The sequence below is a fragment of the Pseudomonas sp. SWRI81 genome, from assembly GCF_014268545.1.
Classification (GTDB): Bacteria; Pseudomonadota; Gammaproteobacteria; order Pseudomonadales; family Pseudomonadaceae; genus Aquipseudomonas; species Aquipseudomonas hamedanensis.
Genome location: NZ_JABWQS010000041.1, coordinates 22,732 through 48,055 on the forward strand (window position 1 = coordinate 22,732; position 25,324 = coordinate 48,055).

Annotated in this window: 23 protein-coding genes; 4 read left to right on the forward strand and 19 right to left on the reverse strand. The window is 59.4% G+C overall.

Going from position 1 to position 25,324, the window contains the following annotated elements; genetic code table 11:
• Nucleotides 1–17 precede the first annotated feature (17 nt).
• The gene (locus HU765_RS21325; protein ID WP_186622783.1) at nt 18–1,190 is read left to right on the forward strand and encodes a patatin-like phospholipase family protein; all 1,173 of its coding nucleotides are present in this window, start codon (nt 18–20) and stop codon (nt 1,188–1,190) included.
• Between the two features lie 91 nt (nt 1,191–1,281).
• Here HU765_RS21325 and HU765_RS21330 read toward each other — a convergent pair whose 3' ends face one another.
• The 8 genes from HU765_RS21330 to puuE form a co-directional block, all read right to left on the reverse strand.
• Nucleotides 1,282–2,067: an outer membrane protein OmpK gene (locus tag HU765_RS21330; protein ID WP_186622784.1), complete on the reverse strand. Its 786-nt coding sequence runs from the start codon at nt 2,065–2,067 to the stop codon at nt 1,282–1,284.
• A 372-nt stretch (nt 2,068–2,439) separates the two neighbouring features.
• Nucleotides 2,440–3,225, reverse strand: a complete 786-nt coding sequence (locus tag HU765_RS21335; protein ID WP_186622785.1) for an outer membrane protein OmpK — start codon at nt 3,223–3,225, stop codon at nt 2,440–2,442.
• A gap of 155 nt (nt 3,226–3,380) precedes the next feature.
• Complete coding sequence (locus HU765_RS21340; RefSeq protein ID WP_186622786.1) at nt 3,381–4,739, reverse strand: nucleobase:cation symporter-2 family protein; 1,359 nt, start codon at nt 4,737–4,739, stop codon at nt 3,381–3,383.
• Between the two features lie 299 nt (nt 4,740–5,038).
• Nucleotides 5,039–6,352: a urate hydroxylase PuuD gene (locus tag HU765_RS21345; protein WP_186622788.1), complete on the reverse strand. Its 1,314-nt coding sequence runs from the start codon at nt 6,350–6,352 to the stop codon at nt 5,039–5,041.
• Nucleotides 6,353–6,403: 51 nt separating this feature from the next.
• On the reverse strand, nt 6,404–6,907 hold the full coding sequence (locus HU765_RS21350; RefSeq protein WP_007913973.1) for an ureidoglycolate lyase: 504 nt from the start codon (nt 6,905–6,907) through the stop codon (nt 6,404–6,406).
• Nucleotides 6,908–7,026: 119 nt separating this feature from the next.
• Nucleotides 7,027–8,022, reverse strand: a complete 996-nt coding sequence (alc, locus tag HU765_RS21355) for an allantoicase (RefSeq protein ID WP_186551910.1) — start codon at nt 8,020–8,022, stop codon at nt 7,027–7,029.
• An 87-nt stretch (nt 8,023–8,109) separates the two neighbouring features.
• The gene (uraD, locus tag HU765_RS21360; protein WP_186622790.1) at nt 8,110–8,625 is read right to left on the reverse strand and encodes a 2-oxo-4-hydroxy-4-carboxy-5-ureidoimidazoline decarboxylase; all 516 of its coding nucleotides are present in this window, start codon (nt 8,623–8,625) and stop codon (nt 8,110–8,112) included.
• Nucleotides 8,622–9,548: an allantoinase PuuE gene (gene puuE / locus HU765_RS21365; protein ID WP_101157499.1), complete on the reverse strand. Its 927-nt coding sequence runs from the start codon at nt 9,546–9,548 to the stop codon at nt 8,622–8,624. The genes uraD and puuE overlap by 4 nt, the downstream gene beginning before the upstream one ends.
• Nucleotides 9,549–9,968: 420 nt before the next feature.
• Between puuE and uraH the strand changes: the two genes are divergently transcribed.
• Nucleotides 9,969–10,322, forward strand: coding sequence for a hydroxyisourate hydrolase (gene uraH, locus HU765_RS21370; RefSeq protein WP_186551908.1), 354 nt, complete (start codon nt 9,969–9,971; stop codon nt 10,320–10,322).
• Between the two features lie 134 nt (nt 10,323–10,456).
• Here the strand turns inward: uraH and HU765_RS21375 are convergent, their stop codons facing one another.
• The 5 genes from HU765_RS21375 to HU765_RS21395 all read right to left on the reverse strand — a co-directional run bounded on the left by HU765_RS21375 (nt 10,457) and on the right by HU765_RS21395 (nt 18,970).
• Complete coding sequence (locus HU765_RS21375; RefSeq protein ID WP_186622792.1) at nt 10,457–12,304, reverse strand: hypothetical protein; 1,848 nt, start codon at nt 12,302–12,304, stop codon at nt 10,457–10,459.
• A gap of 74 nt (nt 12,305–12,378) precedes the next feature.
• A complete protein-coding gene (locus HU765_RS21380; RefSeq protein WP_186622794.1) occupies nt 12,379–15,966 on the reverse strand; it encodes a calcium-binding protein in 3,588 nt (1,195 codons plus the stop codon).
• A gap of 201 nt (nt 15,967–16,167) precedes the next feature.
• Nucleotides 16,168–16,797: a LysE family translocator gene (locus HU765_RS21385; protein ID WP_186622796.1), complete on the reverse strand. Its 630-nt coding sequence runs from the start codon at nt 16,795–16,797 to the stop codon at nt 16,168–16,170.
• Between the two features lie 87 nt (nt 16,798–16,884).
• On the reverse strand, nt 16,885–18,234 hold the full coding sequence (locus HU765_RS21390; protein ID WP_186551904.1) for an NCS2 family permease: 1,350 nt from the start codon (nt 18,232–18,234) through the stop codon (nt 16,885–16,887).
• A gap of 289 nt (nt 18,235–18,523) precedes the next feature.
• The gene (locus HU765_RS21395) at nt 18,524–18,970 is read right to left on the reverse strand and encodes a MarR family transcriptional regulator (RefSeq protein ID WP_186622798.1); all 447 of its coding nucleotides are present in this window, start codon (nt 18,968–18,970) and stop codon (nt 18,524–18,526) included.
• A gap of 81 nt (nt 18,971–19,051) precedes the next feature.
• Here HU765_RS21395 and HU765_RS21400 point away from each other — a divergent pair, with 81 nt between their 5' ends.
• Entirely contained in the window at nt 19,052–20,218 is a 1,167-nt protein-coding gene (locus HU765_RS21400; protein ID WP_186622800.1) for a PLP-dependent aminotransferase family protein, read from the forward strand.
• A gap of 156 nt (nt 20,219–20,374) precedes the next feature.
• Here the strand turns inward: HU765_RS21400 and HU765_RS21405 are convergent, their stop codons facing one another.
• The 5 genes from HU765_RS21405 to HU765_RS21425 all read right to left on the reverse strand — a co-directional run bounded on the left by HU765_RS21405 (nt 20,375) and on the right by HU765_RS21425 (nt 23,147).
• Entirely contained in the window at nt 20,375–20,746 is a 372-nt protein-coding gene (locus HU765_RS21405; protein WP_186622802.1) for a glutathione S-transferase N-terminal domain-containing protein, read from the reverse strand.
• A 103-nt stretch (nt 20,747–20,849) separates the two neighbouring features.
• Entirely contained in the window at nt 20,850–21,395 is a 546-nt protein-coding gene (gene folE / locus HU765_RS21410) for a GTP cyclohydrolase I FolE (protein WP_011062625.1), read from the reverse strand.
• A gap of 77 nt (nt 21,396–21,472) precedes the next feature.
• On the reverse strand, nt 21,473–22,030 hold the full coding sequence (locus tag HU765_RS21415; protein ID WP_071171525.1) for a Smr/MutS family protein: 558 nt from the start codon (nt 22,028–22,030) through the stop codon (nt 21,473–21,475).
• 74 nt (nt 22,031–22,104) lie between these two features.
• On the reverse strand, nt 22,105–22,425 hold the full coding sequence (locus tag HU765_RS21420) for a hypothetical protein (protein ID WP_186551899.1): 321 nt from the start codon (nt 22,423–22,425) through the stop codon (nt 22,105–22,107).
• A 131-nt stretch (nt 22,426–22,556) separates the two neighbouring features.
• Nucleotides 22,557–23,147 (reverse strand): cysteine hydrolase family protein, encoded by a 591-nt coding sequence (locus HU765_RS21425; RefSeq protein WP_186534065.1) that lies wholly within the window; start codon nt 23,145–23,147, stop codon nt 22,557–22,559.
• 240 nt (nt 23,148–23,387) lie between these two features.
• On the opposite strand from HU765_RS21425, the gene prmB reads away from it, so the two are divergent.
• Complete coding sequence (prmB, locus tag HU765_RS21430; protein ID WP_186622804.1) at nt 23,388–24,296, forward strand: 50S ribosomal protein L3 N(5)-glutamine methyltransferase; 909 nt, start codon at nt 23,388–23,390, stop codon at nt 24,294–24,296.
• Between the two features lie 158 nt (nt 24,297–24,454).
• Here prmB and HU765_RS21435 read toward each other — a convergent pair whose 3' ends face one another.
• Nucleotides 24,455–25,246, reverse strand: a complete 792-nt coding sequence (locus tag HU765_RS21435; protein ID WP_186622805.1) for a hypothetical protein — start codon at nt 25,244–25,246, stop codon at nt 24,455–24,457.
• Between the last annotated feature and the right edge of the window lie 78 nt (nt 25,247–25,324).

Sequence of the window (25,324 nt, forward strand, 5' to 3'; positions counted from 1 at the left end):
CTCGATGGAGTGGTGCGATGAGCCCGGCTGAACCGGTCACAGGGTTGATTCTTTCCGGCGGCGGGGCTCGGGCGGCGTACCAGGTGGGCGTGCTGGCGGCGATCGCCGAGTTGCTGCCGTTGGGCGCGGACAATCCGTTTCCAGTGATCGTCGGCACCTCGGCCGGGGCGATCAACGCCGTCAGCCTCGCCAGCGGCGCCACCGACTTTCGCGCTGCCGTCGAACGCCTGACGCTGTTCTGGCAGGGCTTTCGCAGCCATCGCGTGCTGCGCAGTGACTGGCCTGGTGTGATCCGTCAGGCCAGTCGTTTTGTCAGCCACAGCCTGCTCGGCATCGGCCGGCAGATGCCGGTGGCGCTGCTCAACAGTTCGCCGCTGCGCGAATTGCTCGATGAAAAACTGCACCTGCCCGGCATCGCCGAGGCCATCGCGTGCCAGCAATTGCAGGCGGTGGCGGTGACAGCCTTCGGCTACGAGTCGGGGCAGGCGGTGACGTTCTATCAGGGCGGCGGCACGATCGACGCATGGCTCCGACATCGGCGCATTGGCGTGCCGACGCAACTTTCGGTTGATCATCTGTTGGCCAGTTCGGCGATTCCGTTGCTGTTCGCGCCGGTGAAAATCGGCGAGGAATACTTCGGTGACGGCGCGGTGCGCCAGTCGGCGCCGATCAGCCCGGCGTTGCACCTGGGCGCGAGTCGGGTGCTGGTGGTGGGCGTCAGTGGCAACCCGCGCGGCGGCGATCCGCAAGCGCCGCTGGAACGCACCGGTACCGGCCAGCAACCGACGCTGGCGCAAATCGGCGGGCACATGCTCAACAGCACGTTCATCGATTCTCTGGAAAGCGATATCGAGTTATTGCAGCGTCTGAACCAGTTCAGCCGCCTGCTCCCCGATGGCACGCCGACCCGCGAATTGGGCGTGGCGCCGGTGGAGGTGCTGGTGATTTCGCCGAGCCAGCCGATCGACGAAATCGCCGCGCGGCATCGCCAGGAATTGCCGGCGGCGCTGCGTCTGTTTTTGCGTGGACCGGGAGCGACCAAGACCAGCGGGGCGGGGGTGTTGAGTTACCTGCTGTTCGAAGCGGGGTATTGCAGCGAATTGATCGATCTGGGGCGGCGTGATGCGTTGGCCAAGCGCGAGGAATTGTGCCGGTTTCTGGGGATATCCGAAGCGGTGGTTCCGGCCTGAGATCGGGGGTGGGGCCTTCGCGAGCAGGCTCGCTTCCACATTGGAACCCGGTCGAATGTGGGAGCGAGCCTGCTCGCGAACTTTTTTACTCTCAGAAGTGGAACTTGACCAGGAAGCTGGTAGTGCTCTGATCGGTCTTGAAGTACTGGCTGTCCTTGATCCCATACTTGTCCGACCAATAGTCGTATTCCACACCCACATACAACTGCTTCTCGCCGACATTCAGCGCCTTGCCCAAGTCGTATTTGATTTGCGGGTTGAAGTGCAGGTTGGCGTGGTAGTCGCCCTTGGCGTTGGAGTCGTTGTCGACCACCCAGTCCATGAAACCGTCGATCAGGATGTTCGATTTGCCCACCGGGAGGGTGTAGGACCACACCGGGGTGATCTGCCAGACGTTGTCGCCCGCACGTGCGCCCTGGGTGTGACGCTGATAGAAGTTCAACTGGAAGTAGTCGAAGCCCGGGATCGCCAGGTCGAAGCCTGGACCGATCAGGTACGACTCGGTGTCGCCTTCACCGAACTCGTAAGTCATGGCCAGCAACACGTCAGTCACCGGGCCGAAGGCCAGTTTCTGATCGAAGATCTTGCCGAACGACAGGCGCGGACTGAGCTCACCGTAGTAAGTGTTGGAACCGACGCCGCCGTCGTCCTTGCCGTTGTAGAAGATCTTGTCGATGAACAGGAAGTTGTCCCCATACTTCCAGGCATCGGCGTGCTCGAAGGTCACGGTCTGCTGAATGCGCGGGTTGACCTGGAAGTCCTTGCCATAGAGGTAGGTCAGGCTGTTGTTCTGCCACTGCAGCAGGCCTTCGGCCATGGCCTGGCCGCCGGCGAACATCGATCCGGCCAGCATCAGGCTGGTGCACATACGTTTCATTCGGTTGCTCCCAAAGTAGGTGTTCCACGTTATTTTTTTAAGATCGGCGCTCTGATGTGGCGCCTTTTTTCGTACCGCAAAATTCATCCGATCGGTCAGCTTTGAATGCTGGTAGCAAAAGCTGCGCCAAGGCTTTCGGAAAAACAAAAAACGCCCGTTCGGCTGCTGAAAAACAGTCGATCGAGCGTGTTTTCGGGATGCCTCAGTGCTGACCGGGGCCGGGATAAGTTGGCTTTTCGGTCAGGAATTAAATCCGGGCTTTTTTTTAGACCGAATTCAGAAGGCCGCGGAGAATACTGACTCCTCGGCCAGCGCTCAAGTGCCCCGCAACAGAGCAGCGACGACAGGCATGGGGCACGGTTGCGGGCCATCTTAGAAGTGCACCTTCAGCAGCAGGCTGGCGGTGTTCTGGTTGGTGTCGAACGAGTGGGTATTTTCGACGCCGTATTTGTTCTTCCAGTAGCTGTACTCGGTGCCGACGTACACCTGTTTCTGACCCCAGCCCAGCGCTTTGCCCAGGTCGTATTTGATCTGCGGGTTGATGTGCAGGTTGGCGTGGTAAGTGCCGCGCGAGTTTTCATCGTTATCGACGACCCAGTCGAGGTAGCCGTCGATGAGCACATCGGAATTGCCCAGCGGGAAGCTGTAGGACCAGCCCGGCGTGATTTGCCAGACGCCGTCGCCGGGCCGCGGACCTTCGGTCTGGCGGCGGAAAATGTTCAGGGTGACGTAGTTGAAGCCGGGCACTTTGAGGTCGAAGCCGGGGCCGATCAGGTAGGCCTCGCTTTCACCTTCGCCGTACTCGTAGGTCATCGCCAGCAGCACATCCTTGATCGGGCCGAACTCGAGCTTGCGGTCGAAGATCTTGCCGAAAGAAAAGCGCGGGGTAAATTCGCCGTAGAAGGTGTGTGGACCTTTGTTCTGATCTTCCTTGCCGTTGTAGAAGATCTTGTCGACGAACAGAAAGTTGTCGCCGTACTTCCATTTGTCGGCGTGTTCGAAGGTGATCGTCTGCTGGTACGACGGGTTGATCGCGAAATTTTTGCCGTACAGGTAGGTGAGGCTGTTGGTCTGCCACAGCAGCAGGTCGCCGGCCATGGCTTGACTGGCGGCCAGCAGGCCGCCACCCAACAGAACGTTGGTGTGCGTGCGAATCATCTGTTGCTCCCTCTTGTTTTTATTGTTTGAGGCGCAGAGCTGTTCCTGTAGGAGTGAGCCTGCTCGCGATAGCGTTCTTTCAATCAACTCATGTGTTGAATGTCATACCGCGATCGCGAGCAGGCTCACTCCTACAGGGGGGTAGCGTTTTTCAGTTAATGCTGGTGAGCATGGCAATCGTTGATCGCCGCACGCTCCTTGCCGCCGAGGATGTTGAACAGCAGGTTCAGCGTCAGCGCGCTGAGGGTGGCCATGGCGATGCCGCTGTGGGTGATCGGGCTCATCCACATTGGCAGGTGGGCGAAGAACTCCGGGCGCACCACGGGGATCAGGCCCATGCCGATGCTCACCGCGACGAGCAACTGGTTGCGGCGATCACCGATGTCGGCTTCTTGCAGAATCTTGATACCGGTGGCAGCGACCATGCCGAACATCGCAATCGCCGCGCCGCCCAACACTGCCGGTGGAATCGATGCCACCAGAAACGCCGCTTTCGGCAGCAGGCTGAGGACGATCAGCAGACCGCCGGCGACGATGGTCACCGAACGGCAGCGCACACCGGTCATCTGCACCAGGCCGATGTTCTGCGCGAACGAGGAGTGGGTGAAGGTGTTGAAGAATCCGGCGAAAAACGACGCGCCGGCATCGCACAGCAAGCCGCGGCGCAGCATGCGTGGGCAGACTTCCTGGCCAGTGATCTTGCCCAGCGCGAGGAACATCCCGGTGGACTCGACGAAGATGATCACCACCACCAGACACATCGACAGAATCGGCGCGAGCTCGAACTTGGGCATGCCGAAATGCAGCGGGGTGACGAACTGAACCCACGGCGCGTTGGCCATGCCGCTAAGGTCGACCATGCCGATCACGCCGCACAGCACGTAGCCCAGGCACATGCCGATCAGCACGGAAATGTTCACCCAGAAACCGCGCATGAAGCGGTGCACCAGCAGGATGGTAGCGAGCACCAACGCGGCAATGGCCAGATAAATTGGCGAGCCGAATTGTGCCGCGTCCGCACCGCCTCCGGCCCAGTTCACGGCCACGGGGAACAGCGATAAACCGATCGAGGTGATGACCGTGCCGGTCACCAGAGGCGGAAAGAAGCGCACGACTTTGGACATGAACGGGGCGATGATCATGCCGAAGAAACCGGCGGCGATCGTTGCGCCGAAGATGCCTTGCAGGCCGATGCCGGGCATGCCGGCCATGGCGACCATGCTGCCGACCGCGGCGAAACTGGCGCCCATCATCACTGGCATGCGAATGCCCATCGGGCCGATGCCAAGCGACTGCACGATGGTGGCGATGCCGGCAACCAGCAGGTCGGCGTTGATCAGGAAGGCAATTTCTTCACGACTCAGGCCAGCGGCCTGTCCGATGATCAACGGCACCGCGATGGCACCGCCGTACATCAGCAGAACATGTTGCAAACCGACCAGGATCAGTTGCAAAAGGGGCAAACGCTGAATGGCGGGTGCGTCGGGTATGCGCGCTTTGGACAGCTCGGACATGCAACACCTCGGATCTTTTTTATTCTTGTGATTAACAGCTGCCGGGTTGCTTGCAGCTGTTTCTTTGCATCATTCGTATGTGTGGCCAGGGGATTTTGTGGCGAGGGGATTTATCCCCGATGGGCTACGAAGTAGCCCCAAACCCTGCGATCGCAATACATCAGGCAGATGGCAATTGCAGTTTTTGCGACGGCTGCGCCGCCGATCGGGGATAAATCCCCTCGCCACAGGTAAATCCTCAAGCACAGGCAAATTCCTTCACCTCAAAAAGCCTGTTTTTACACAGGCTTTGGTGTGGCTTAGTGGGTCTGCGCTCCCTGGGCAATCCAGGCACCGATCAGGTCACGTTCCTGCTGGGTCATCTGGGTGATGTTGCCCAGTGGCATGATCTGCGTGGTGATGGCTTGCGCCTGAATGCGCGCGGCGTTCTGGCGGATTTGCTCGGGGGTGTCGAGTATCACACCCGCCGGCGCTGCGCTGAACAACGGGCTGGTCGGTTTGGCCGAGTGGCACACCGTGCAACGCTCTTGAATCACGTTGTGCACTTTGTCGAAACCGGGTCCGGCATTGGAGGCTTGCGCCGGAGCTGCTGCGGGCGCTGCGGGCGCCGCCGGTTGAGCTGCGTCAGCCGGTTTCGCGCCACCGCCCAGTGCCGTTTCCGGCAGCGGCTGGTACTCGATTTTCGCCGCAGCTTTCGCCACGTCAGGTGCGGTCGCCATCGGCGCCGGGCCGGTGACATACGCCAGACTGATCATGCCCACCGCTGCCACTGGCAGGGTCCAGGCAAATTTGTGGCTGTCGTGACGGGTGTTGAAGTAGTGACGCACCAACACCGCCAACACCGCGATCCCGGCCAGGATCAACCAGTTGTACTGGCTGCCGTAGGTGCTCGGGAAGTGGTTGCTGATCATGATGAACAGCACCGGCAGGGTGAAGTAGTTGTTGTGTCGCGAACGCAGCAGCCCCTTGGCCGGCAGCGCCGGATCGGGCGTGCGGTTCTCGGCGATCGCCGCCACCAGTGCACGTTGCGCCGGCATGATGATACGGAACACGTTGCCGACCATGATGGTGCCGATGATCGCGCCGACGTGCAGATACGCACCGCGACCGCTGAACACTTTGCTGAAGCCATAGGCCGCGGCAATGATCAGCACGAACAGGATGAAACCGAGCAGGGCGGGTTTTTTGCCCAGCGCCGAATCGCAGAGGAAGTCGTAGACAAACCAGCCAACCACCAGCGAGCCGATACCGATGGCCACGCCTTCAGGACCACTGAGACCGCTGCCGGGGGCAACAAGATAGAGCACAGGATTGGAGTAGAACACCACGCACAGCAGCGCGATCCCCGACATCCAGGTGAAGTAGGCTTCCCATTTGAACCAGTGCAGGTTGTCCGGCATGGACGGTGGGGCCAGTTTGTATTTTTCCAGGTGGTAGATACCGCCGCCGTGGATCGCCCACAGGTCACCGGCCAGACCGGTTTTCGGGTTGACGCGGTTGAGGTTGTTCTCCAGCCAGACGAAGTAGAACGACGCGCCGATCCAGGCCACGCCAGTGATCATGTGAACCCAGCGCACGCTCAGGTTCAGCCATTCCAACAGATGTGCTTCCACAGTCTTTACCTCTCGCCTGTCACTCTTGTTGTCGAGTGATCAGACCTTCTCTTATTGGTGGGGGGCGAGGATCAAACGCTCATCCTCTTTGAAAAAATGCTCATCGCAGTTATTGCCTGTGCCACTGCGATCAACCACCAGGAAGTCATCCCGCTTTTCGATCGTCAGCACCGGGTGGTGCCAGACGCCGCGATGGTAATTGATGCCCTGCCTGCCGTTGGTGACGAAGGCGCGGACCAAGCCTGATACAGGTTCATCGCCAAGTGGCGCGACCACGATCAGAAAGGGGTTGCCGAGCAGCGGAATGAAAGCCTGGCTGCCCAGCGGATGGCGTTCCAGCATGCAAACGGTCAGCGGCATGTCCTGCGCGTCGGCGCGGAAAATACTGATGATCGCGTTGTCCTCAGGCTGTGCGGTTTCGACCGTCGCCAGTTTGTGGAAGCGCATGGTCGAACCGTTGTTGATCATGAAGTGATCGCTGCCGTCGGTTTCGATCACGTCACCGAAAGGGGCGAAGGCTTCTTTGGTCAGCGGTTCAATCTGTAGTGTGCGCATGCTGTTCTTCTTATCCAGATCTGTGTTGACTGTTCTGACGCCTTCGCGAGCAAGCTCGCTCCCACAGGGGAATGCATTCCAAATGTGGGAGCGAGCTTGCTCGCGAATGGCTTCACTGCTTATTTAGCGACCTTGCCCAGTACTCGCAGGCGACTCACGCCGCCATCCGGGAACACGTTCAGGCGGATGTGGGTGATCGGACCGAGTGCCTTGATCTGCTCGACGAAGGTGTGTTCGGCGTGCATTTCCAGCTTCTGGCTTGGCAGCAGTTCGCGCCAGAACAGCGACTGCGTTTCGATCTGGCTGTCAGTGCCGCCCTTGACGAACGCGCCCTGGATCGAGCAAGTGTCCGGGTAGTTGCCTTTGAAGTGCAGGGTGTCGACGACGATCTTTTCGATCTCGCCCGGATGGCCCAGCGCGACGATGACCCAGTCATTGCCCGGCGTGCGACGACGCGCGGTTTCCCAGCCGTCGCCCATGTTGATGCCACGGCCCGGGTTGAGGATGTTGCTCATGCGGCCGAAGTGTTCGTCGGAGCAGGCGAGGGCGCGGCCGCCGTTCAGGGCAGCAGCCAGATCCACTTGTTCGTTATCGCCAACCGCCGACCAGTCGCGGAACGGAACGCCGTACACGCGCAGACGCGCAACACCGCCGTCCGGGTAGATGTTGAAACGCAGGTGGCTGAACGCCTCGGTGTTGCTGATTTCATGGTAGTGGTGGCTGTTGCCTTGCAGCTCGACGGCCGACAGCACTTCAGTCCACTGGGTGTTTTCATCAGGCTCGCCCGAAGCCAGGAAGCAGGCTTCCAGCGAGGCCGACGGCGGGTAGTTGCCGGTGAAGAATGAAGTGTCGATGTCCACGCCTTTGATCGAGCCCGGTACGCCCAGACGGATCACCGCGCTGTCGAAACCTTCGAAGCGCTTGCGGCGCGATTCCCAGCCGTCCATCCACTTGCCGTTGTCATCGAACACGCCCTCCTTCCACACGGCCGGAGTCGGTTGAAACAGACGATTGGCGTCTGCGAACCAGTCATCGGTGACCGAAATGATCTTGGTGCCCAGACGGGCATCGGCCAGGTTGACGTATTTTTCGAAAGGTACGGCGTAAGCTTTCATTCTTCTTGTCTGCCTTTGATAAGTTGGCTGGGGATGCTTGCAGGGCCCTGGGCGATTACGCGTTCATTCACGCTCGGGCCAAGCTTGCTAAAGGGTCAGTAAACGGAACAGGGCAATCTTGTTGATCTCCGCCAGCGCGCATTTGAACTCGGTCTCTTCCGGGTTATGAATGCGCGTTTCGAACGCCGCGAGGATCTGATGCCGGTTGCTGCCTTTTACCGCCATGATGAAGGGAAACTTGAACTTGGCTTTGTAGGCGTCGTTCAGCTCGGTGAAGCGCTGGAACTCTTCGGCCGTGCATTGGTGAATACCGGCGCCAGCCTGTTCATGGGTGCTGGCTTCGGTCAACTGGCCCTGGACGGCGGCTTTGCCGGCCAGGTCCGGGTGAGCGTTGATCAGTGCCAGCTGGCTGGCATGATCGGCGCTCAACAGGATGTCGCTCATGCGCTGGTGCAGGGTTTCGATCTCGTCGATCGAAGCGTCCGCACCGAGGTCGTAGGCCTTTTCGGCCACCCATGGCGAATGTTCGTAGATGTCGGCGAAGGCTTTGACGAAAGCGTCGCGGCTCAGGGTCGACGGTTGCAGGGTTTGAAAACGGCTCATTTTGCAGTCCCTTGGTACGGGTGGGTTTCGTGCCAGTGGCGTGCGATGTCGACGCGACGGCTGAACCACACCTGTTCATGACTTTTGGCGTATTCGATAAAGCGCTTGAGCGAAGCGAGGCGACCGGGGCGACCGATCAGGCGGCAGTGCAGACCGATCGAAAGCATTTTCGGCGCCTCGGCGCCTTCGGCGTAAAGCACGTCGAAGGCATCTTTGAGGTATTCGAAGAAATCGTCACCCTTGTTGAAACCCTGCACCTGGGTGAAGCGCATGTCGTTGGTATCGAGGGTGTACGGAATCACCAAGTGCGGCTTGCCGGTCGGGTTGTTCGGTTCCCAGTACGGCAGGTCGTCGTCGTAGGTGTCGCAGTCGTAGAGGAAACCGCCTTCTTCCATCACCAGGCGACGGGTGTTCGGGCCGGTGCGGCCGGTGTACCAGCCCAATGGGCGCTCGCCGGTGAGTTCGGTGAGGATGCGGATCGCTTCGAGCATGTGCTCGCGTTCCTGCGCTTCGTCCATGTACTGGTAGTCGATCCAGCGATAGCCGTGGCTGCAGATCTCATGACCGGCCTCGACCATCGCACGGATCACGTCCGGGTGGCGCTGGGCGGCCATGGCGACGGCGAAGATGGTCAGCGGGATGTCGAATTCCTTGAACAGTTTCAGAATCCGCCAGACGCCAGCACGGCTGCCATACTCATAAAGCGATTCCATGCTCATGTTGCGCGCGCCTTGCAGCGGCTGAGCGGCCACCATCTCGGACAGGAAGGCTTCGGATTCTTTGTCACCGTGCAGAATATTCCGCTCGCCGCCTTCTTCGTAATTGAGTACGAACGACAGGGCGATGCGGGCATTGCCCGGCCAGTGTGGGTGAGGAGGGTTACTGCCGTAACCGATCAGGTCGCGAGGGTAGTCAGCGCTCACTGCAGTCTTCCTTCTTGTTCGTTGACAGGTGGGTGTGGCGGCCTGCAAGGCTGGCGTCACAGCGATGGGCTGATTGTATACAACTTTATCGCCAATTTGTAAGCCTGAATTTTCGCATTTTTCTCCGGCTGTCATCTTTTACGGTTAACGGTTCAAGCCTGCAAGAAACCTGCCTGACCAGTCAGCTAATGAACAGAAGGTTCAATGATCAGGCGCTTTGCCTGTGAATTGGCGATAAAGGCCGGGTTGGCGGGGGCGCGACGAAAAATGTCGTTTTTATTGTGTACAATTTTTTTGAAAAGTGTCTTAATCAGTCGCTCGCCGCAGCTTTTCGTGCTCCGAATCGGTGCGGTCTCCTTTTTATCTGACTTCGGGAGGCGCGAGGTCTGACTGCTCAAGGCAGGCAGGCGCGCAGAATCAATGGGACGTTTGACTACACACGTTTTGGACGCTGCACACGGTTGCCCGGGCAGCTCGATCAAGGTCGAGTTGTACCGCGTTGAAGGGTCGCAGCTGGAACTGGTCGCCAGCGCGCTGACCAACAGCGATGGCCGGGTCGATGCGCCGTTGCTGCAAGGCGAGGATTATCGTACCGGCGTTTATCAGCTTCAGTTCCACGCCGGCGATTACTACCGTGCCCGTGGCGTGCAACTGCCCGAGCCGGCCTTCCTCGATGTGGTGGTGCTGCGCTTCGGTATCTCTGCCGAACAGGAGCACTATCACGTGCCCCTGTTGATTTCGCCTTACAGCTATTCCACGTACCGGGGCAGCTGACCCCAAGCGGCTGCCCCCACCGGGAAGCGACTGCGCATATAGCTTCTTTGGTCTTTCGCCCGCTCACACTGCGGGCTTTTTTTTGGGTGGCCTAAGCCGCCCCGCCGGCAGAGCGACGAGGGGACGGGGGCGGTTCAGCGTTCCTTGAGAATGAACACCGAATCGGGCGCGGAATTGACCTTCAGCACGCCGCCGATCAGCCAGACCACTTTGTTCTGTGCCGCCGCAGCGCTCAGGGCATTGAATGCGTCCTTGCCTATTCTGTCTGGCAATTGCGGATCGGCCAGTTCGTTACCGGGCTGGTGGACAAGTCCGACCTTCTCGACTGCACCCAGCTTCAGGAAGAACATCTGGTCATGGCTCGCCCGTCTGAACACCAGCGTGGGCTTGCGATGCTCATGGGTCAGGGGATAGAGGTCGTAGCCGCTGCGGACCAGTAAAGCGCCCAGCAGTCGTCTCAGGTTCAAATCCGAAGGGTAGGTTTTGTAGTGATTCCATTCGATCGCAAAACGCTTTGGATCAAAGATGAGCTGTTGCAACTCACCGGTGCGGCCAGGTGGCAGCACAATGATTTTCCCCTCAGGTCGGTCAATCGCTTGCGCAACCGGCAGCATGATCAATGGATCGGCGTAGGCCGGCGTGACCGGAAACGGCTTCTGTTTCCACTGGTGCAGCACCGCCTGAATATTCAGCAGTCCGGTGGCCGTGGCGAGGGGCGAGTTGTCGGCCAGTTCGAAGAGTTTTTTGGCGATGGCTTGTGCGCTGACCTGCGACAGATCTGGAAAGGCCTTGGCGACCGATTGCGTTATGGGTTCATCGAAAAAACGCGTGCCGGGATTGATTTCGCCGGGGTCGTGCCCGATGCGAAAGGTCGCCATTGGCTGCAGGGAAGGGGCTGTGCGCAGCATGTGTTCAAAAGCATCAAAACCGGCTGGGTCGAAGTCAGGGTGCTTCACAAAAAAAGTCGTGAGCGTGCGTGCGGAACCGATCGGCACGATGGGGTAATGAAGCCAGCCCAACTGCACGGTTTCGATTGATGCAGGTTTGTTCAGGTGGCCCCACGGCAGCCAGGAATAGGCCGCGGGTGTAGCGGGCTCTGTGGCTGAAGATGCCGGTGTCGGCTCGTCCAGACGTGGTCGCTTGCTCGGCCCTGAGGAGGGGGCGGATTCATCGACATCACGCAGGCGCTGCTGATGAGCCGGCTCATGGGATGTCGAACCGGAGATTTTTTGGCGCCACAGCAGGCTGTCGGGAATTCGCTCAAAAAAAATCTCCGGGGCCTCATGGGTGGTCGCAAAGGCTTGCTGGTATTGCCCTTCAGGGTTTTTGCGAACCCTGACCGTGCCTTCGGCGGTGTCGACAAAGGTTTGCTTGAGTTTGTTGTAGCGCAGGCCATCCGTTGACGCCTCTGCCTTGGTCAACGATCGGGCATCGTCGGGTAGCAGATAAGTTGGCGTCTGCGCCGCTCCCGAAGTGCTTGCCGGCGTCTGCGTCGCATGCCAGCCCGGTCGCTCGATGCGCCAACTGGCCAGGCCTTCATTCTTCACCAGCAGCGGTCCGGCGACGCCGGGGGCGAAGGTCAGGGGGACGTGATAGTTGCCTTGCGCATTGCGCTCAACCACGAAGCGGCCCTCGGTGCCGAGCTGGGCGTATGTGCGTTGATCCGGCCCGATAAACAGTCCCGTCTGATCGCCAATAGGTTCCAGTTCGTGCAAACGGTGCTGTGGCCAGGCGATTTCATTGCGGGCAGTGCTGAAGCTATCCGCCGCGCGTCCAGGCATCTCGTGGACAACGATAGCGGCAGGGCGAGTTGTTGGCAGCGCAGCGGGGTTTGACAGATCCGAACCCGTCAACGGCAGGCCGCCAGGCGAAGGCAGGTCAGCGGTCGTGACGCGATGGCTGGAAGAGGGATCCGTCTTTCGTGTCGTTACGGAGGCATCGGTGGTTGTTGTCACAGCTGTTCTTTTTGGCGGTTTGGCCATGGGGGAATTCTCGTTCGGATAGGCGTTTTCAAGGCGCGAAGTGGCGCCTCGACACATGTTTCGGGTGCGCGCGTTCAGTGCGCGAAGCCGCTCTCGGAGTGCGTGCATGATCGGTCTTGAGCGGGGCGCGACAGGGGAGGCTCGGCCACGTCCAGCAATGACGCTGGCATCACTCTCTGAGGTAGCTGATGGCTGCAACGATTGATGACGTTGAGCTGCGAATGATCAATGCACAGGGTTTCAGCGTCCAAGCGCCAGCTGCGCTCGGGGAAGCTGTAACTCAATATCCCCGGGCGGTTATCTGCCACGACGATATTTCGTACATTCAGCACCTTGTCTGCCAGTGCGGTGAAGGGGGGTGGCAGCGGATCTTTCGAGGGCGTTGGTGCTTTGAAGAATCGGCCGTCCAGGCCGTCCGGATAGACTCGATCGAAAGACAGGTCGACGGTATGGACCAGCCCTTCTATGGTGATGACACGGATCTGATCGATGAGATCTTCGCTGTCGTAAACGGGCAGATGAATGGTGCAGGTGCCGATGTGCAGCTTGTTGTTTTCCAGTTTGATCGCTACGGCGCCCAGCGCCGTGGCATCAAGTTCCCAGGTCGACGAGTAGGGCAGTCTGATGGCGGCATTGGCCAAAGCCCCCGGGGTCGAGAGTTTTATCGTCATGTCGGCAACCAGATGCACCAGGTAGGTCGAGCCCTGACCTTCCAGACTCTCCATTGCGGTTTGTGCCGGTAGCGAAGCGAGTTTGGCACAGGCCCGACGTGTACCCAGCCTGTAGGCTTCGTTCTCAGGCAGGTCAAAGGTGAACCGGCCTGTACGCAATGGCATGGGCAGGTTCATTCGGGTGGTCCAGTGCTTCAGCGCGTGCATCTCGTAGTGGTTGTCCGCCGGGGCAACATCGGTTTCGGCTGTCAGTTTTGCATTGAAGGCGACACCGTCATTGAATATCAGAACGATTCTCTGGAGCGGCTTCGCGGCCATGGTTCTGAGGATTTTCGTCATGTTCATCGGGTCGGTGCCGCCACGGGCAAATGCAAAGTGGCGAAGCGTCAGTTTTTTTTCGCCAACCCGATATTGCAGATCACACCCGGCCATCAGGTCGTGGTCCTTGTCGGATTTTCTTGCGGTGAAGTGGGCGTCGGCCTGTTTCAGTTCATCGCTGGCGTAGTCCAGGTAAATTCGCGTAACCGCGTCCCGGCGCTCGACGAATTCAAGGGCAGTGTCCTGCGGCGATCGCGGCAGGTAATAGCCCGCATCTTGCTGATGCCTGATCGAGTACGTCGGGGTGTAGAGAATGATCGGTTTTTCTGCTTGCCCCTGTTTAGCGACGATGATTTCCAGCTCGACGGTCCTGCCATTTTCGAGAGTTTCCGGAAAGTCCGGCATCAGCACGAAACCGTCGCGGGTCATAAACGTCAGTTTGTTGTTCTTCAGAACGGATTCCGTATCGTTGCGGATGTACACGTCTTGCAGGGCAACCACGCTTTTGGGCGAATCCTGAAAATCGAATCGGGACGTAATGATCAGTGCTGTGTTTTCGATGACCCAACTTTCAATCAGGTCCATCCGCCAGTTCAAGACGACAACGCTCTGCTGATCGCCGTCTTCGGTGATCGATATCCGGCCTGCCTGGTGGGCAACGAAATATTCGTCAACGCCTGCCTCGCCCGAGGCTGAAGCACCGCCGTGCAAGAGATGGATCTGGTCGTTGCCCGCGCCTGCCTTTATCGTGTCCCGGCCACGGGACTTAATGATGTTGCGCTGTTCGGTGCCCGTGACAATGGATTGCCCATTGGTCACGGTTTCGATGTTTTCGATACTGTCCAGACGACTGTGGAGGGCGCGTTTTTTTTCACCTGCGACTGTCGGGTCGGCCACCGTTGTATGAAGCGTGCCGGCCGGCAGGTTGACGTCATAGCCTGAACCCTTGGCGCTGGCGCTGTAATCTGCCCCGCCCAGGACCAGAGTGTCGCTGCCTGCGCCACCCTGCAATGTCGAAGCGTCGAGAACGCTACCCCCTTGCCTGAGCAAATCGGCCGCGCCTTCAAAGACGAAACGGTCATCTTTTTCGCCCCCCGTCAGGTGTTTTTTCCCTGACTTGTAGTGGAACGTGTTGGTTTTTTTCTCAACGCCGACGATCGAATCCCGGCCATCGCCGATCAACCACAATACGCCCTTGTTTTCCGCCGCCTTACCCAGTTCTGCACCTGGTGTGCTGGCGGTAACGCCCGCGCGGGCATCGATGGTGTCATCGCCACCTTTTATCTGCGGCACGTTGACGGTTTCCCAGCCATCCTGCTTGGTCCACCAATTGCGCGTCCAGACCTGCTTCTGTGTGAGATGTACTTCAAATGTGCCGTTCACGACGGCTTCGGTAGCGTCCTGCAGTTCTCCATCCAGCAACTTCCGGGCGGTCGCTTTTAGCTGTTTCAGGTGTTCGGTCCTGGCTTTTGCCAGGCTATAGCGGTTCTGCACGTCCTGGTCTGGGTTCATGAAACAGAATGAGAACCAGCCGGTACGCCAACGCTCTTCGGTGGTGAGCTCGATGTAATCATCAATGTCATCGACGATTCTCACCGCGCCGTACACCTGTGATCCGATTGCCAGGATCGCTCCCGCCGCGAGGCCCACCGGGCCGGCAAAAGAGAATCCGGCCATCGCTGCGCCGCCAAGGATGACGGTCATGGCGGCACTGGTGATACTCAAGCCGGCGCTGACGTAATGATCCAGGGCTTCCTTGCCGGCCGCATTGTCAGCGGCGTTGAGGGACCTGATTGCGGTGTAGATATCGAAAGGAAGTGTCAACGCACCGCCAATCAGGCCTCCGGAGCGGCCCAATCTGACGGCGAATCGGGTTTTGGCAAAATCCTTGTAGGCGGTCTGCCCGGCCGTAATCATCTCGCTGGCCACTTTGTTGACCGCGACATCGGCGGCAATGGACCCGAACTCCGAAGCAATGCCGGCGGTATTAATGACGATCTCGGCGCTGTTATTGCTTTTGATTGCATCGACCACTCCGCGCAATCCCATGAATATGCCAAACCCCTGAATACCTACACTTGAGCCAAGCGTTGCATTGCTCTTGAGTACACCGACCCAGCGCGGGTTGTTGTCGGGAAGATGTGCATGGCGCAAGTCGAGTTTGTGCGCGCTGCTTAGAAGTTTTGAAAGTTTGCGGCGATATTGGCCGGGATCGGCTTGTGTCTCGTCGCTTGACCAGAGGATCGGTGGGGAAGTCAGCGGGCGTCGGCTGGCCAGCTCGAACAGAAGTGTCGTTAACAGATAACTGTCCGGTGCGCTGGCTGTGCGGATCTGTTTGTCTACTTCGTTGGCATTGAACTGCAAGGCGTTGATGAATGAGCGCCTGGGCGTGCGAAAAAAGGTGTTCTGTCCGGTCAGGCGCTGACCACCAAGGGTGGCGCCCAAGGCGTCGAGTGACACGCGGGTGATTGAAATGGACCCCATCTGCAGGGGGCCGAAGAGGCCATCGGTGATGGTCAGTTGGTCGGTTTTATGTTTGTTTCCGGAATGGCCGGTGGGCTTGTTTTTTGACAGGTCGAGCGTCGATGCATCATGTTCATTAACGCCAATGTCCATGTCGGTAATGATGACGGAGTCGTCGTGTATTAATGCGTCGCTGATAAGCGTGGCCATTTGAACATCCTTGTTCAGGCAGTTTTATTGAAAGTCAGCGCGATAATAAGGGGGGAATTTAGCGAAAGTATATCGATGGGTTGTTGCGGTGTATTGCGTGTAATACCAGGCAAACTTCGTCCGCGCAGAGGCCATCCTGATGAGCATGTTTACATCAGGATGGTGGGCGTTGACGGCCAATCAAGTTGCACTTTGAAACGCTCAGTGGCTGCTGAGTAGCGAGGCTGCCCCGGCGCCGCCAAACAGACCGGCACTGATCCGGTTGAACCAGCTCTGACCTTTGCCACTGCGCAAATAACGTGCGGCGCCGTGCGCGCCAAGTCCGTAGGCCAGCTTGCACAGCAGATCGAGCACGGTCCAGGTCGCGATCATCATCAGCAACTGCGGCAGGAAGGGCTGTTCGGCACTGAGAAACTGCGGCAGAAACGCGGCGAAAAACAGGATGTCTTTCGGATTGCTGGCGCCCAGCACAAACGCGCGGCCGAACAAGGCGCGAAAACGCGGTACGGCCGCCGCCTTCGGGACTTCGGCGCCCACCGCGGGCTGGCGCGATTGCTGCCAGCTCTGCCAGGCGAGGTAGAACAGATACAGGGCGCCGACGATCTTCAGCGCACTGAACAACTGCTCCGACGCCAGCAATAACGCGCCCAGCCCCAGGGCCGATGCACTGAGCAGGCAGATCGAGGCAATCACGCCACCGAGGAACGCCGGGTAAGAGCGGCGCAACCCGTAGTTCAGACTGTTGCTGATCATCAGCAACGACAGCGGCCCCGGAATCAGGATCACCACCAGTGCAGCACCGCTGAACAGCAGCCAGGTTTCCAGACTCATCACTTTGCTCCTTTCTCTTGTTGTCGAAATGCACAAAAGCCCCACCGGTGAGGGTGGGGCTGGTGGAAACCTGAACCGCGCAGTTGCTTACAGGTAGATGAACTTGGCGATGAAGATCGCGCAAAGTACCCACAGGCTGACGGAAATTTCCTTGTACTTGCCGGTCCCGGCCTTCAGCGCCACATAGGTGATGAAGCCCAGCGCGATGCCGTCGGCGACCGAGAAGGTCAGCGGCATCATGATTGCGGTGACGATGGCAGGAATCGCATCGGTGGCTTCGTCCCACTCGATATGGGCCATGCCGCCCATCATCAGCATCGCAACGTAAATCAGTGCACCGGCGGTGGCATAGGCAGGAATCATGCCGGCCAGCGGGGCGAAAAACATTGCCGCTATAAATAGCACACCTACGGTGACGGCGGTAAGACCAGTCCGACCGCCAGCGGCCACGCCAGCGGCACTTTCCACATAGCTGGTGACGGGCGGAACACCGACCACCGCACCGAACACGCTGGAGGCACTGTCGGCCTTCATCGCCCGCGAGAGGTTTTCGATTCGCCCGTCAGCGGCCACCAGATTGGCCCGTTGGGCAACGCCCATCAGGGTCCCGGCAGTGTCGAACATGTGCACAAAGAGGAACGCCAGCACGACGCTGATCATGCTGATGTTGAACACGCCAGCGACATTCATCGCCATCCAGGTGGGTGCCAGGCTCGGCGGGGCGGACATGATCCCGGCGTAATGCACCACGCCCAGGCCCCAACCGGCCAGCGTCACGGTAATGATGCTGATGAGAATCGCACCGAAGACTTTGTGGTAGCTGAGGATCGCAATCATCAGAAAGCAGATGGCCGCGAGCAGCGGGCCGGGTTCGCGCAGGGAGCCAAGCTTGATCAGCGTGGCCGGGCTGTCGACGACGATGCCGGCGGTTTTCAGACCGATCAGGCCGAGGAACAGGCCGACACCGGCGCCCATCGCATAGCGCAGGCTGACGGGAATGCTGTTGAGCAGCCATTCGCGAATGCGCGAGAAGGTCAAAATCATGAACAGCACGCCCGAGACAAACACCGCACCGAGTGCGGTTTCCCAGTTGTAGCCCATGGTGCCGACCACGGTGTAAGTGAAGAAGGCGTTGAGGCCCATGCCCGGCGCGAGGCCCACCGGCCAGTTCGCGTAGAGGCCCATTAACAGGCAGCCCAGCGCGGCGGCGATGCAAGTGGCGACGAACGCCGCCCCATGGTCAATCCCGGCATCGGCCATGATGTTCGGGTTGACGAAAATGATGTAGGCCATGGTGATGAAGGTTGTCAGACCGGCAATCAGCTCGGTCTTCACCGTGGTGCCATGCAAGCTGAGTTTGAACAGACGCTCCAGCAGGCCATTGCGTAATGGCGGCGTGAGCTCGAGCGGCGGTGCTTCGGATTTGCGGCTTTCCACAGCGAGTACTCCTCAAGAGTTTTATTGTTATTTCCAGGGCCGGACCCATGAGGGGTGGCAGCGGCCCTTTGAGGCATACGCGAATTTGTTGACTGTATGGTCAGGAACTCGCACGCAGTGGATTATGCTTTTGTGTACAAAGAAAGCAAATATTGTTTTATGTTTTGTCTGCGATTTTTTTGCAGATAGGGATATATGGCGAATCCTGGCCCTTCGCGAGCAAGCTTGCTCCCGCAGGGAAGTGCGCTCAAATGTGGGAGCGAGCCTGCTCGCGAAGGGGCTAGCCCGATCAATCGAAAACGGTCTGACTTTTCCCCAACGCCAGGTTCACCGCCAGCCACCCATTCACCGCCGCCTCGCCAGCCTCGGCAAACACCCGCTCCAGCAATTTGACCTGCTCACGCCGCAACGCCTGCTCGAACTTCGCGCCTTCCACCGTCAGCTCCAACAGGCGCTTACGCTTGTCCGTTTCAGAGGCCACGCTGTCGACCAGATGCATTTCCTGCAACTGGCGCAGCGGCATGTTCAACGCTTGCTTGCTGACGCCGAGCAAGGCCAGCAACTCCTTCACGCTCAGGTTCGGATAGCGTGCGATGAAAAACACAATGCGCTGATGCACCCGCGACAGGCCGCGACGCTCAAGCATTTCGTCAGCCTTGGCGGTAAACGCCTGATAGCCGAAGAAGAAAGCTTCCATGGCCTGCTGCTGGCTGGTAGGGTTTTTAAGGTCAAGCATATTGACGTACTCGCTCAAGCTGGCGTAATTTCAGTCAATGAGTTTGACTCATTTCTTGTACGCCTCGCTACGGTGACTTCCATGGCTTTTTCCGAACGTGTCTCGCGCCTTAAAAGTTCTTTGATCCGAGAAATCCTTGCCGCCGCGCAGCGTCCCGAGGTGATGTCGTTTGCCGGTGGCTTGCCCGCCGAAGGCATGCTGCCCAAGGTCGACTGGACCGACATGCCGCTGCCGCTCGGCCAGTACGGCATGAGCGAAGGCGAGCCAGCGTTGCGCGAGGCCCTGGCGGCAGAGGCGAGGGCGCTTGGTCTCGATTGTGAGGCGAGTCAGGTGCTGGTGGTCAGTGGCTCGCAGCAAACCCTGGATCTGGCGGCCAAACTGTATATCGATAACGGCACGGAAATTCTGCTGGAAGCGCCGACATATCTGGCAGCGCTGCAGATTTTTCAACTGTTCGGCGCCGATTGCCTGACGGTCGCGCAGGAGTCCGATGGCCCGAACCTGGTGCAATTGCGCGAGCGTCTGGAGCAACACCGTCCGGCATTCATCTACCTGATCCCGACCTTTCAGAATCCGTCCGCGGTGCGTTACAGCGAGGCCAAGCGCGCCGCGGTTGCCGCGTTGCTCGACGAATTTGGCGTCACCTTGATCGAAGACGAGCCCTACCGCGAACTGACTTTCGACGGCGGCAGTGCGAAACCGATTGCCGCACGCCTGAAGCGGTCCAGCTGGATCTACACCGGCACCGTGTCAAAAACCCTGTTGCCGGGCTTGCGTGTCGGCTACTTGATCGCCAGCCCCGACCTGTTCCCGCATCTGCTCAAACTCAAGCAATCGGCCGATCTGCATACTAATCGCATAGGTCAATGGCAGGCGCTGCAATGGATCGGCACGGAAAAATATCAGCAACATTTAAGCGCATTGCGCGATTTCTATCGGCAGCGGCGCGATGCGTTTCAGTTGGCGCTGCAAACGCATTTTACCGATCTGGCGGACTGGAGCATGCCGCAGGGCGGGCTGTTTTTCTGGCTGACGCTCAAGCAGCCGCTGGATACGCGGACCTTGCTCGATGAGGCGTTGGCCAATGACGTGGCGTTTATGCCGGGCGAGCCGTTTTTTCCTCAGCCGGACAAGCATCATGGGCACTTGCGCTTGAACTTCAGCCACATTGATCCGGCGCGGCTGGATGAAGGGCTGAAGCGGCTGGCGGCGGTGGTGCGGCGGGCGCAGATGGCGAGGGCGGCATGAAAACAATAAACCGGCTGAGGGCCGGTTTATTTTTGTCTGAGATTGTGGCGGCCTGTAATGGCCTCATCGCGAGCAGGCTCACTCCTACAGTTGGAATGGGTTGCACTGTAGGAGTGAGCCTGCTCGCGATAACGCATTTGGCTTCACCCCAAAACATCAGATCGCAGCAAACCGCTTATCCAGATAATCAATAATCGCCTTGGACTCATACATCCAGGTCGTCTCCCCATTCTCTTCAATGCGCAGGCACGGCACTTTGATCCGGCCGCCTTGCTCCAGCAGGGTCTGGCGGTCCTGCTCGTTGTTCTTCGCATCCTTGAGCGCGACGGGCACATTCAGGCGATGCAAGGCACGACGGGTCTTCACGCAGAACGGGCAGGCGTGAAACTGATACAGGGTCAGGCCTTTGGCGGCGGCGTCGACTTGCGCCTGAGCCGCGGCGGGGCGTTTTTTCTTGCCCGGGCGGGTCAGGACGTCGATGAAGATGACCAGTTGGCCGAGGCCGACACGAAGCGCTTTGACGAACACGTTACAAGCCTCACAGGGACAGAGAAGAAGGCGCGCAGCTTACCCGATTTTTCACGGGCGAAAAAAAACCGGCGATGACTGCCGGTTTTCTTCGTGCCGCGAATTACTTGATGAGGCTGAGGAATTCGCTGCGGGTTGCGGCGTTTTCCCGGAACTCGCCGAGCATCACCGAAGTGATCATCGAGGAGTTCTGCTTCTCGACACCGCGCATCATCATGCACATGTGCTTGGCCTCGATCACCACCGCCACGCCCAGGGCGCCGGTGACTTGCTGGACCGCGTCGGCGATCTGGCGGCTGAGGTTTTCCTGAATCTGCAGGCGGCGCGCATACATGTCGACAATTCGCGCAACCTTCGACAGGCCCAGCACCTTGCCGCTCGGGATATAGGCGACATGCGCCTTGCCGATGAACGGCAGCAGGTGGTGTTCGCACAACGAGTACAGCTCGATGTCCTTGACCAGCACCATTTCGCTGTTGTCGGAGCTGAACAAGGCACCATTGGTGACCTCTTCGAGCGTCTGTGCATAACCGCGGCAGAGGTACTGCATGGCTTTGGCGGCACGCTTTGGCGTGTCGAGCAGGCCCTCGCGGGAGACGTCCTCGCCCAATTGGCCGAGAATCGCGGTGTAATTCTGTTCCAGGGACATGAAACTACCTGTGGGGATTTTCGCAAAGGGCAAGGGTACGGTGGCGGACACAACCCTGCAAGTTCGGTGTAACGCGATTATTCGTCGCGCCCTTCCATCATGGTGCGTTTGAGCATCACGTAAACCGCGCCGGCACCGCCATGTTTCGCCTGGCACGAGCAGAAACCGAGCACTTGCGCATGCTGGCGCAACCAAGTGTTGACGTGGCTTTTGATCATCGGCCGCTTGCCATCGAGGCGCACGGCTTTGCCGTGAGTCACGCGCACGCAGCGGATTTCGAATTTGGTCGCTTCGGCGAGAAAGGCCCAGAGCGTTTCCCGGGCCTTTTCCACGCTCATGCCGTGCAGGTCGAGGCTGCCTTCGAACGGAATCTGCCCGACCTTGAGTTTGCGCATCTGGCTTTCCTGCACGCCGTCGCGGGACCACATCAACTCGTCTTCGGGGCCGACGTCAATCACGAACTGATCAGACAGGCCGTCAATGATGGTGGTGTCGCTGCGCACGGTGGCGGACTGGCGCAATTTGGCGATCTGCGCGCGGTCAGCCTTGGGTTTGCCAGTGTCGGCGCGGTCGTGCTTGATCGGCTTGACGCCTTGGATCGCACTTTTGAACAGGGAAAAATCGTCGTCTTGCATGTCAGCCTCCGCGAAGGGCGGCCAGTTTACCCAAGTCGAAACAAAACGGCCCGGCAAAAAGCCAGGCCGGTGGTTCAGTCGTGTTTTTTCATCAGGTGCGGGGACATGTTCAGCTCCCGCGACTGCCGTGCGCGACGGCGGCAGCGACGCCACAGGGCGACACCGAAATACAGAAACAGCAAGCCGACCGCGAGCATGATCGCCGAGCCCATCGGCGAAGCATTCAAGTCACCCAGCGCCGGCGGGCGGCCGAGCAGGCTGGCGGCGCCGGCCATGGCCAGCAGCACGCCAAAGGTTGCCAGCAATGCGGCGAACGCAGCGCCAAATCGAAAACGCCAGTTGCTTTGGCCTTTGGGCCGCAAACGGCGTGCGTCAAATCCATCGGATAACTTCATTCCGACCTTCCTCAATGGGTATCGGCCCTTCGACCGGGAGTTGACCGGGTTGTTCCTGAGGCTATGGCATTTGCGGCAAATCAGCGGAGATTGCGGATGAGCGGCGGTCTGCGCCGCTCATAAGGGCAGGCTCAGACCAGATCCTGGGTCTTGGCCAGTGTCGCGAAGTTGTCGGCCATGATCGCCATTTCCGCTTCCTGCACGCGTTCGGCGCTGAGCACGCCGCCCTTGAACGGCAGGTCACGCGTGGCGCAGGCGTCTTCGACCAGGGTGCAGCGGAAACCGAGGTTCTTCGCCGCGCGTACGGTGGTGCTGACGCTGGAATGGCTCATGAAACCGCACACGATCAGGTCCAGCGAACCGAGGTTTTGCAGGCGATCGAGCAGCTCGGTGCCATGGAACGCGCTCGGCAGCAATTTGCCGATGATGGTTTCATCGCCCTGCGGTTCGAGACCGGGGATGAATTCACCGCGCTCGCCCTGCGGGTCGAACAGGCCACCGACGGTGCCGAGATGACGCACGTGCACGATCGGCCGACCGGCGGCACGGGCTGCGGCAACCACTTGTTTGATGTTCGCGACGGCCGCGTCCATGCCGCTCAGGGCCAGCGGGCCACTGAGGTATTCTTTCTGGGCATCGATGATGACCACGGTGGCATGGCTCAGTGTGGCCGCTGCGTAACCGCGACCGCTGAGTTGAAACATCGTTTTTGGAACGGACATTCTGGGGCTCCTCGGGGTGGGGCTTTTGCGACATTGTCCTCTGGCTGAGCGGTTCTGTGAATCGCTACCATCGTAAACACCGTCGTTGCTGGCCTGCAGCCTTGTCAAGTTACACGTTCTGTTCAATAGCTGATGCAAAAAACAGAAAGCTCCTACCCGTCGCGCGATGTTTTTCCTGCGTCGTCGTCGCCGGTTTTGGCTGTTAGAATCGCCAGTCGTTTTTTTCTGGAGTTGCACGCCGTGATCACTTCCCGCCTTCGTACCCTGCGCGACCACATCCGTTGGGCCGTCAGCCGCTTCCATGGGGAGGATCTGTTTTTCGGCCATGGCACCGACAATGCCTGGGACGAGGCCCGGCAACTGGTACTCGGTGCGCTGCACCTGCCGTGGGAAATCGCCGACAGTTACCTCGATTGCGCGTTGGAGGATGACGAACTGGTCAACTTGCAGCGCCTGCTCAAGCGCCGCATCGAAGAACGTATTCCCACCGCTTACCTGCTGGGCGAGGCGTGGTTTTGCGGCATGTCGTTCATCGTTGATCAACGCGTGTTGATCCCGCGTTCGCCGATTGGCGAACTGATCGAAAACCGCTTCGCCCCGTGGATCGGCGACGAACCGGCGAGGATTCTCGACCTGTGCACCGGCTCCGGCTGCATTGGCATTGCCTGCGCCTACGAGTTCCAGAACGCCGAAGTGGTGCTGGCGGATCTGTCGTTCGAAGCGCTGGAAGTGGCCAACCAGAACATCGAGCGCCATGGCGTCGATGAGCGGGTTTACACGGTGCAGGGCGATGGTTTCGATGGTTTGCCGGGGCAGCGTTTCGACCTGATCGTGTCGAATCCGCCTTACGTCGACGCGGAAGATTTCGCTGACATGCCGGATGAGTATCAGCACGAACCGGAGCTGGGCCTGGCCTGTGGCGATGATGGTTTGAATCTGGTGCGGCGGATGCTCGCTGAAGCGGCGGACCACTTGACCGAGAAGGGCTTGCTGATTGTCGAGGTGGGCAACAGCCAGGTGCACGTTGAAGCGTTGTACCCGGAAGTCGACTTCGCCTGGCTTGAATTTGCGCGCGGCGGGCATGGCGTGTTCATGCTGACGGCGGAGCAGTGCCGCGCGCATCAGGCCTTGTTCGCGTCCCGCGTCTGACCTGACTGACTTATGTGGCGAGGGAGCTTGCTCCCGCTGGTCTGCGAAGCAGCCCCAAACATGCAATGAAGGTGAGCCAGACACACCGCATGTGCATGATTACGGCTGCTTCGCAGCCGAGCGGGAGCAAGCTCCCTCGCCACAGGTCATCGCTGATTTCAGCGGTGTGTCGCAATCCAGATCAACAATCCCGCCTGAAACACCGCAAACGCCACCAGACAAGTAATGGTGAAACGCAGCCCGGCGTCTTCACGCTTGAACTTGCTGACTTTCTCCTCCTGTTTTTTCAGCTTCACTTCCTGTTCGGCCAGGTTCTGCTCGGCCTGCTGCAGCATCTGCGCCGCTTCCAGAATCTCGACCACCTGCAACTTCTCGCTGTTCCAGTCGCCGAGCAAGTCGCCGACCTGCGCGGCCTTGACGCTGCCCTTCAAATGCTGAGCATCGGCGTAAGCGACATCGAAACCGTGTACGCGCAGGAAATGATCGCGACGCAGGCGCGTGTCTTCGTTGAGCGCGTCCTTGTTGTTCAGGTCCATGCCGTCGACGGTGTAGGCGGGCCAGCGCTTTTTCGCCCAGTTGATGCCTTGCGCGGCCATGAAGCGGCCGATGCCGCGATTCAGCGGTTCGATCTGCAAGCCGCTGTCCGGGCCGAAGCTCACGCGTTTGCTGGCGTGATCGACCCATACATCAAGATGATTCTGCTCTTTGCGCACGCGCTGGTTCGGCAGTTTGATCGCCATGCGCATCAGGCTGCGCTCTTTGCTGTTGCGCTCGGCGTAACCGAATTCGACAAAACGCAACGGCCGGCCACCCGTGTTGCGGTCGGTCTGCAACGGCGCCAGGCGGAGCATCTTGTGGTGCTCGGCCTGAACGTCCGCCCACGGCAGTTCGACCACTGGCGGTGCGTCTTTTTCAGCGGTGGTGTCGGGTGAAGTCGGGGTATCAGTCATAACGGCGAGATCCTGTCCAAGCCCTGCTTGTCGCCAGCCGATACGCTGGCGACAAAGGCTTATCGGCCGTTTTCTGCG

Bases quoted from the DNA above. Each gene is read 5' to 3' on its own strand.
- HU765_RS21415 (WP_071171525.1), bottom strand. From the start codon at position 22,030: ATGCAAGACGACGATTTTTCCCTGTTCAAAAGTGCGATCCAAGGCGTC.
- HU765_RS21325 (WP_186622783.1), top strand. From the start codon at position 18: ATGAGCCCGGCTGAACCGGTCACAGGGTTGATTCTTTCCGGCGGCGGG.
- HU765_RS21340 (WP_186622786.1), bottom strand. From the start codon at position 4,739: ATGTCCGAGCTGTCCAAAGCGCGCATACCCGACGCACCCGCCATTCAG.
- HU765_RS21335 (WP_186622785.1), bottom strand. From the start codon at position 3,225: ATGATTCGCACGCACACCAACGTTCTGTTGGGTGGCGGCCTGCTGGCC.
- HU765_RS21380 (WP_186622794.1), bottom strand. From the start codon at position 15,966: ATGGCCACGCTTATCAGCGACGCATTAATACACGACGACTCCGTCATC.
- HU765_RS21435 (WP_186622805.1), bottom strand. From the start codon at position 25,246: ATGACTGATACCCCGACTTCACCCGACACCACCGCTGAAAAAGACGCA.
- HU765_RS21425 (WP_186534065.1), bottom strand. From the start codon at position 23,147: ATGTCCGTTCCAAAAACGATGTTTCAACTCAGCGGTCGCGGTTACGCA.
- uraH (WP_186551908.1), top strand. From the start codon at position 9,969: ATGGGACGTTTGACTACACACGTTTTGGACGCTGCACACGGTTGCCCG.
- alc (WP_186551910.1), bottom strand. From the start codon at position 8,022: ATGAAAGCTTACGCCGTACCTTTCGAAAAATACGTCAACCTGGCCGAT.
- uraD (WP_186622790.1), bottom strand. From the start codon at position 8,625: ATGAGCCGTTTTCAAACCCTGCAACCGTCGACCCTGAGCCGCGACGCT.
- folE (WP_011062625.1), bottom strand. From the start codon at position 21,395: ATGTCCCTGGAACAGAATTACACCGCGATTCTCGGCCAATTGGGCGAG.
- HU765_RS21420 (WP_186551899.1), bottom strand. From the start codon at position 22,425: ATGAAGTTATCCGATGGATTTGACGCACGCCGTTTGCGGCCCAAAGGC.
- HU765_RS21385 (WP_186622796.1), bottom strand. From the start codon at position 16,797: ATGAGTCTGGAAACCTGGCTGCTGTTCAGCGGTGCTGCACTGGTGGTG.
- HU765_RS21400 (WP_186622800.1), top strand. From the start codon at position 19,052: ATGGCTTTTTCCGAACGTGTCTCGCGCCTTAAAAGTTCTTTGATCCGA.
- HU765_RS21395 (WP_186622798.1), bottom strand. From the start codon at position 18,970: ATGCTTGACCTTAAAAACCCTACCAGCCAGCAGCAGGCCATGGAAGCT.
- HU765_RS21350 (WP_007913973.1), bottom strand. From the start codon at position 6,907: ATGCGCACACTACAGATTGAACCGCTGACCAAAGAAGCCTTCGCCCCT.
- HU765_RS21375 (WP_186622792.1), bottom strand. From the start codon at position 12,304: ATGGCCAAACCGCCAAAAAGAACAGCTGTGACAACAACCACCGATGCC.
- HU765_RS21330 (WP_186622784.1), bottom strand. From the start codon at position 2,067: ATGAAACGTATGTGCACCAGCCTGATGCTGGCCGGATCGATGTTCGCC.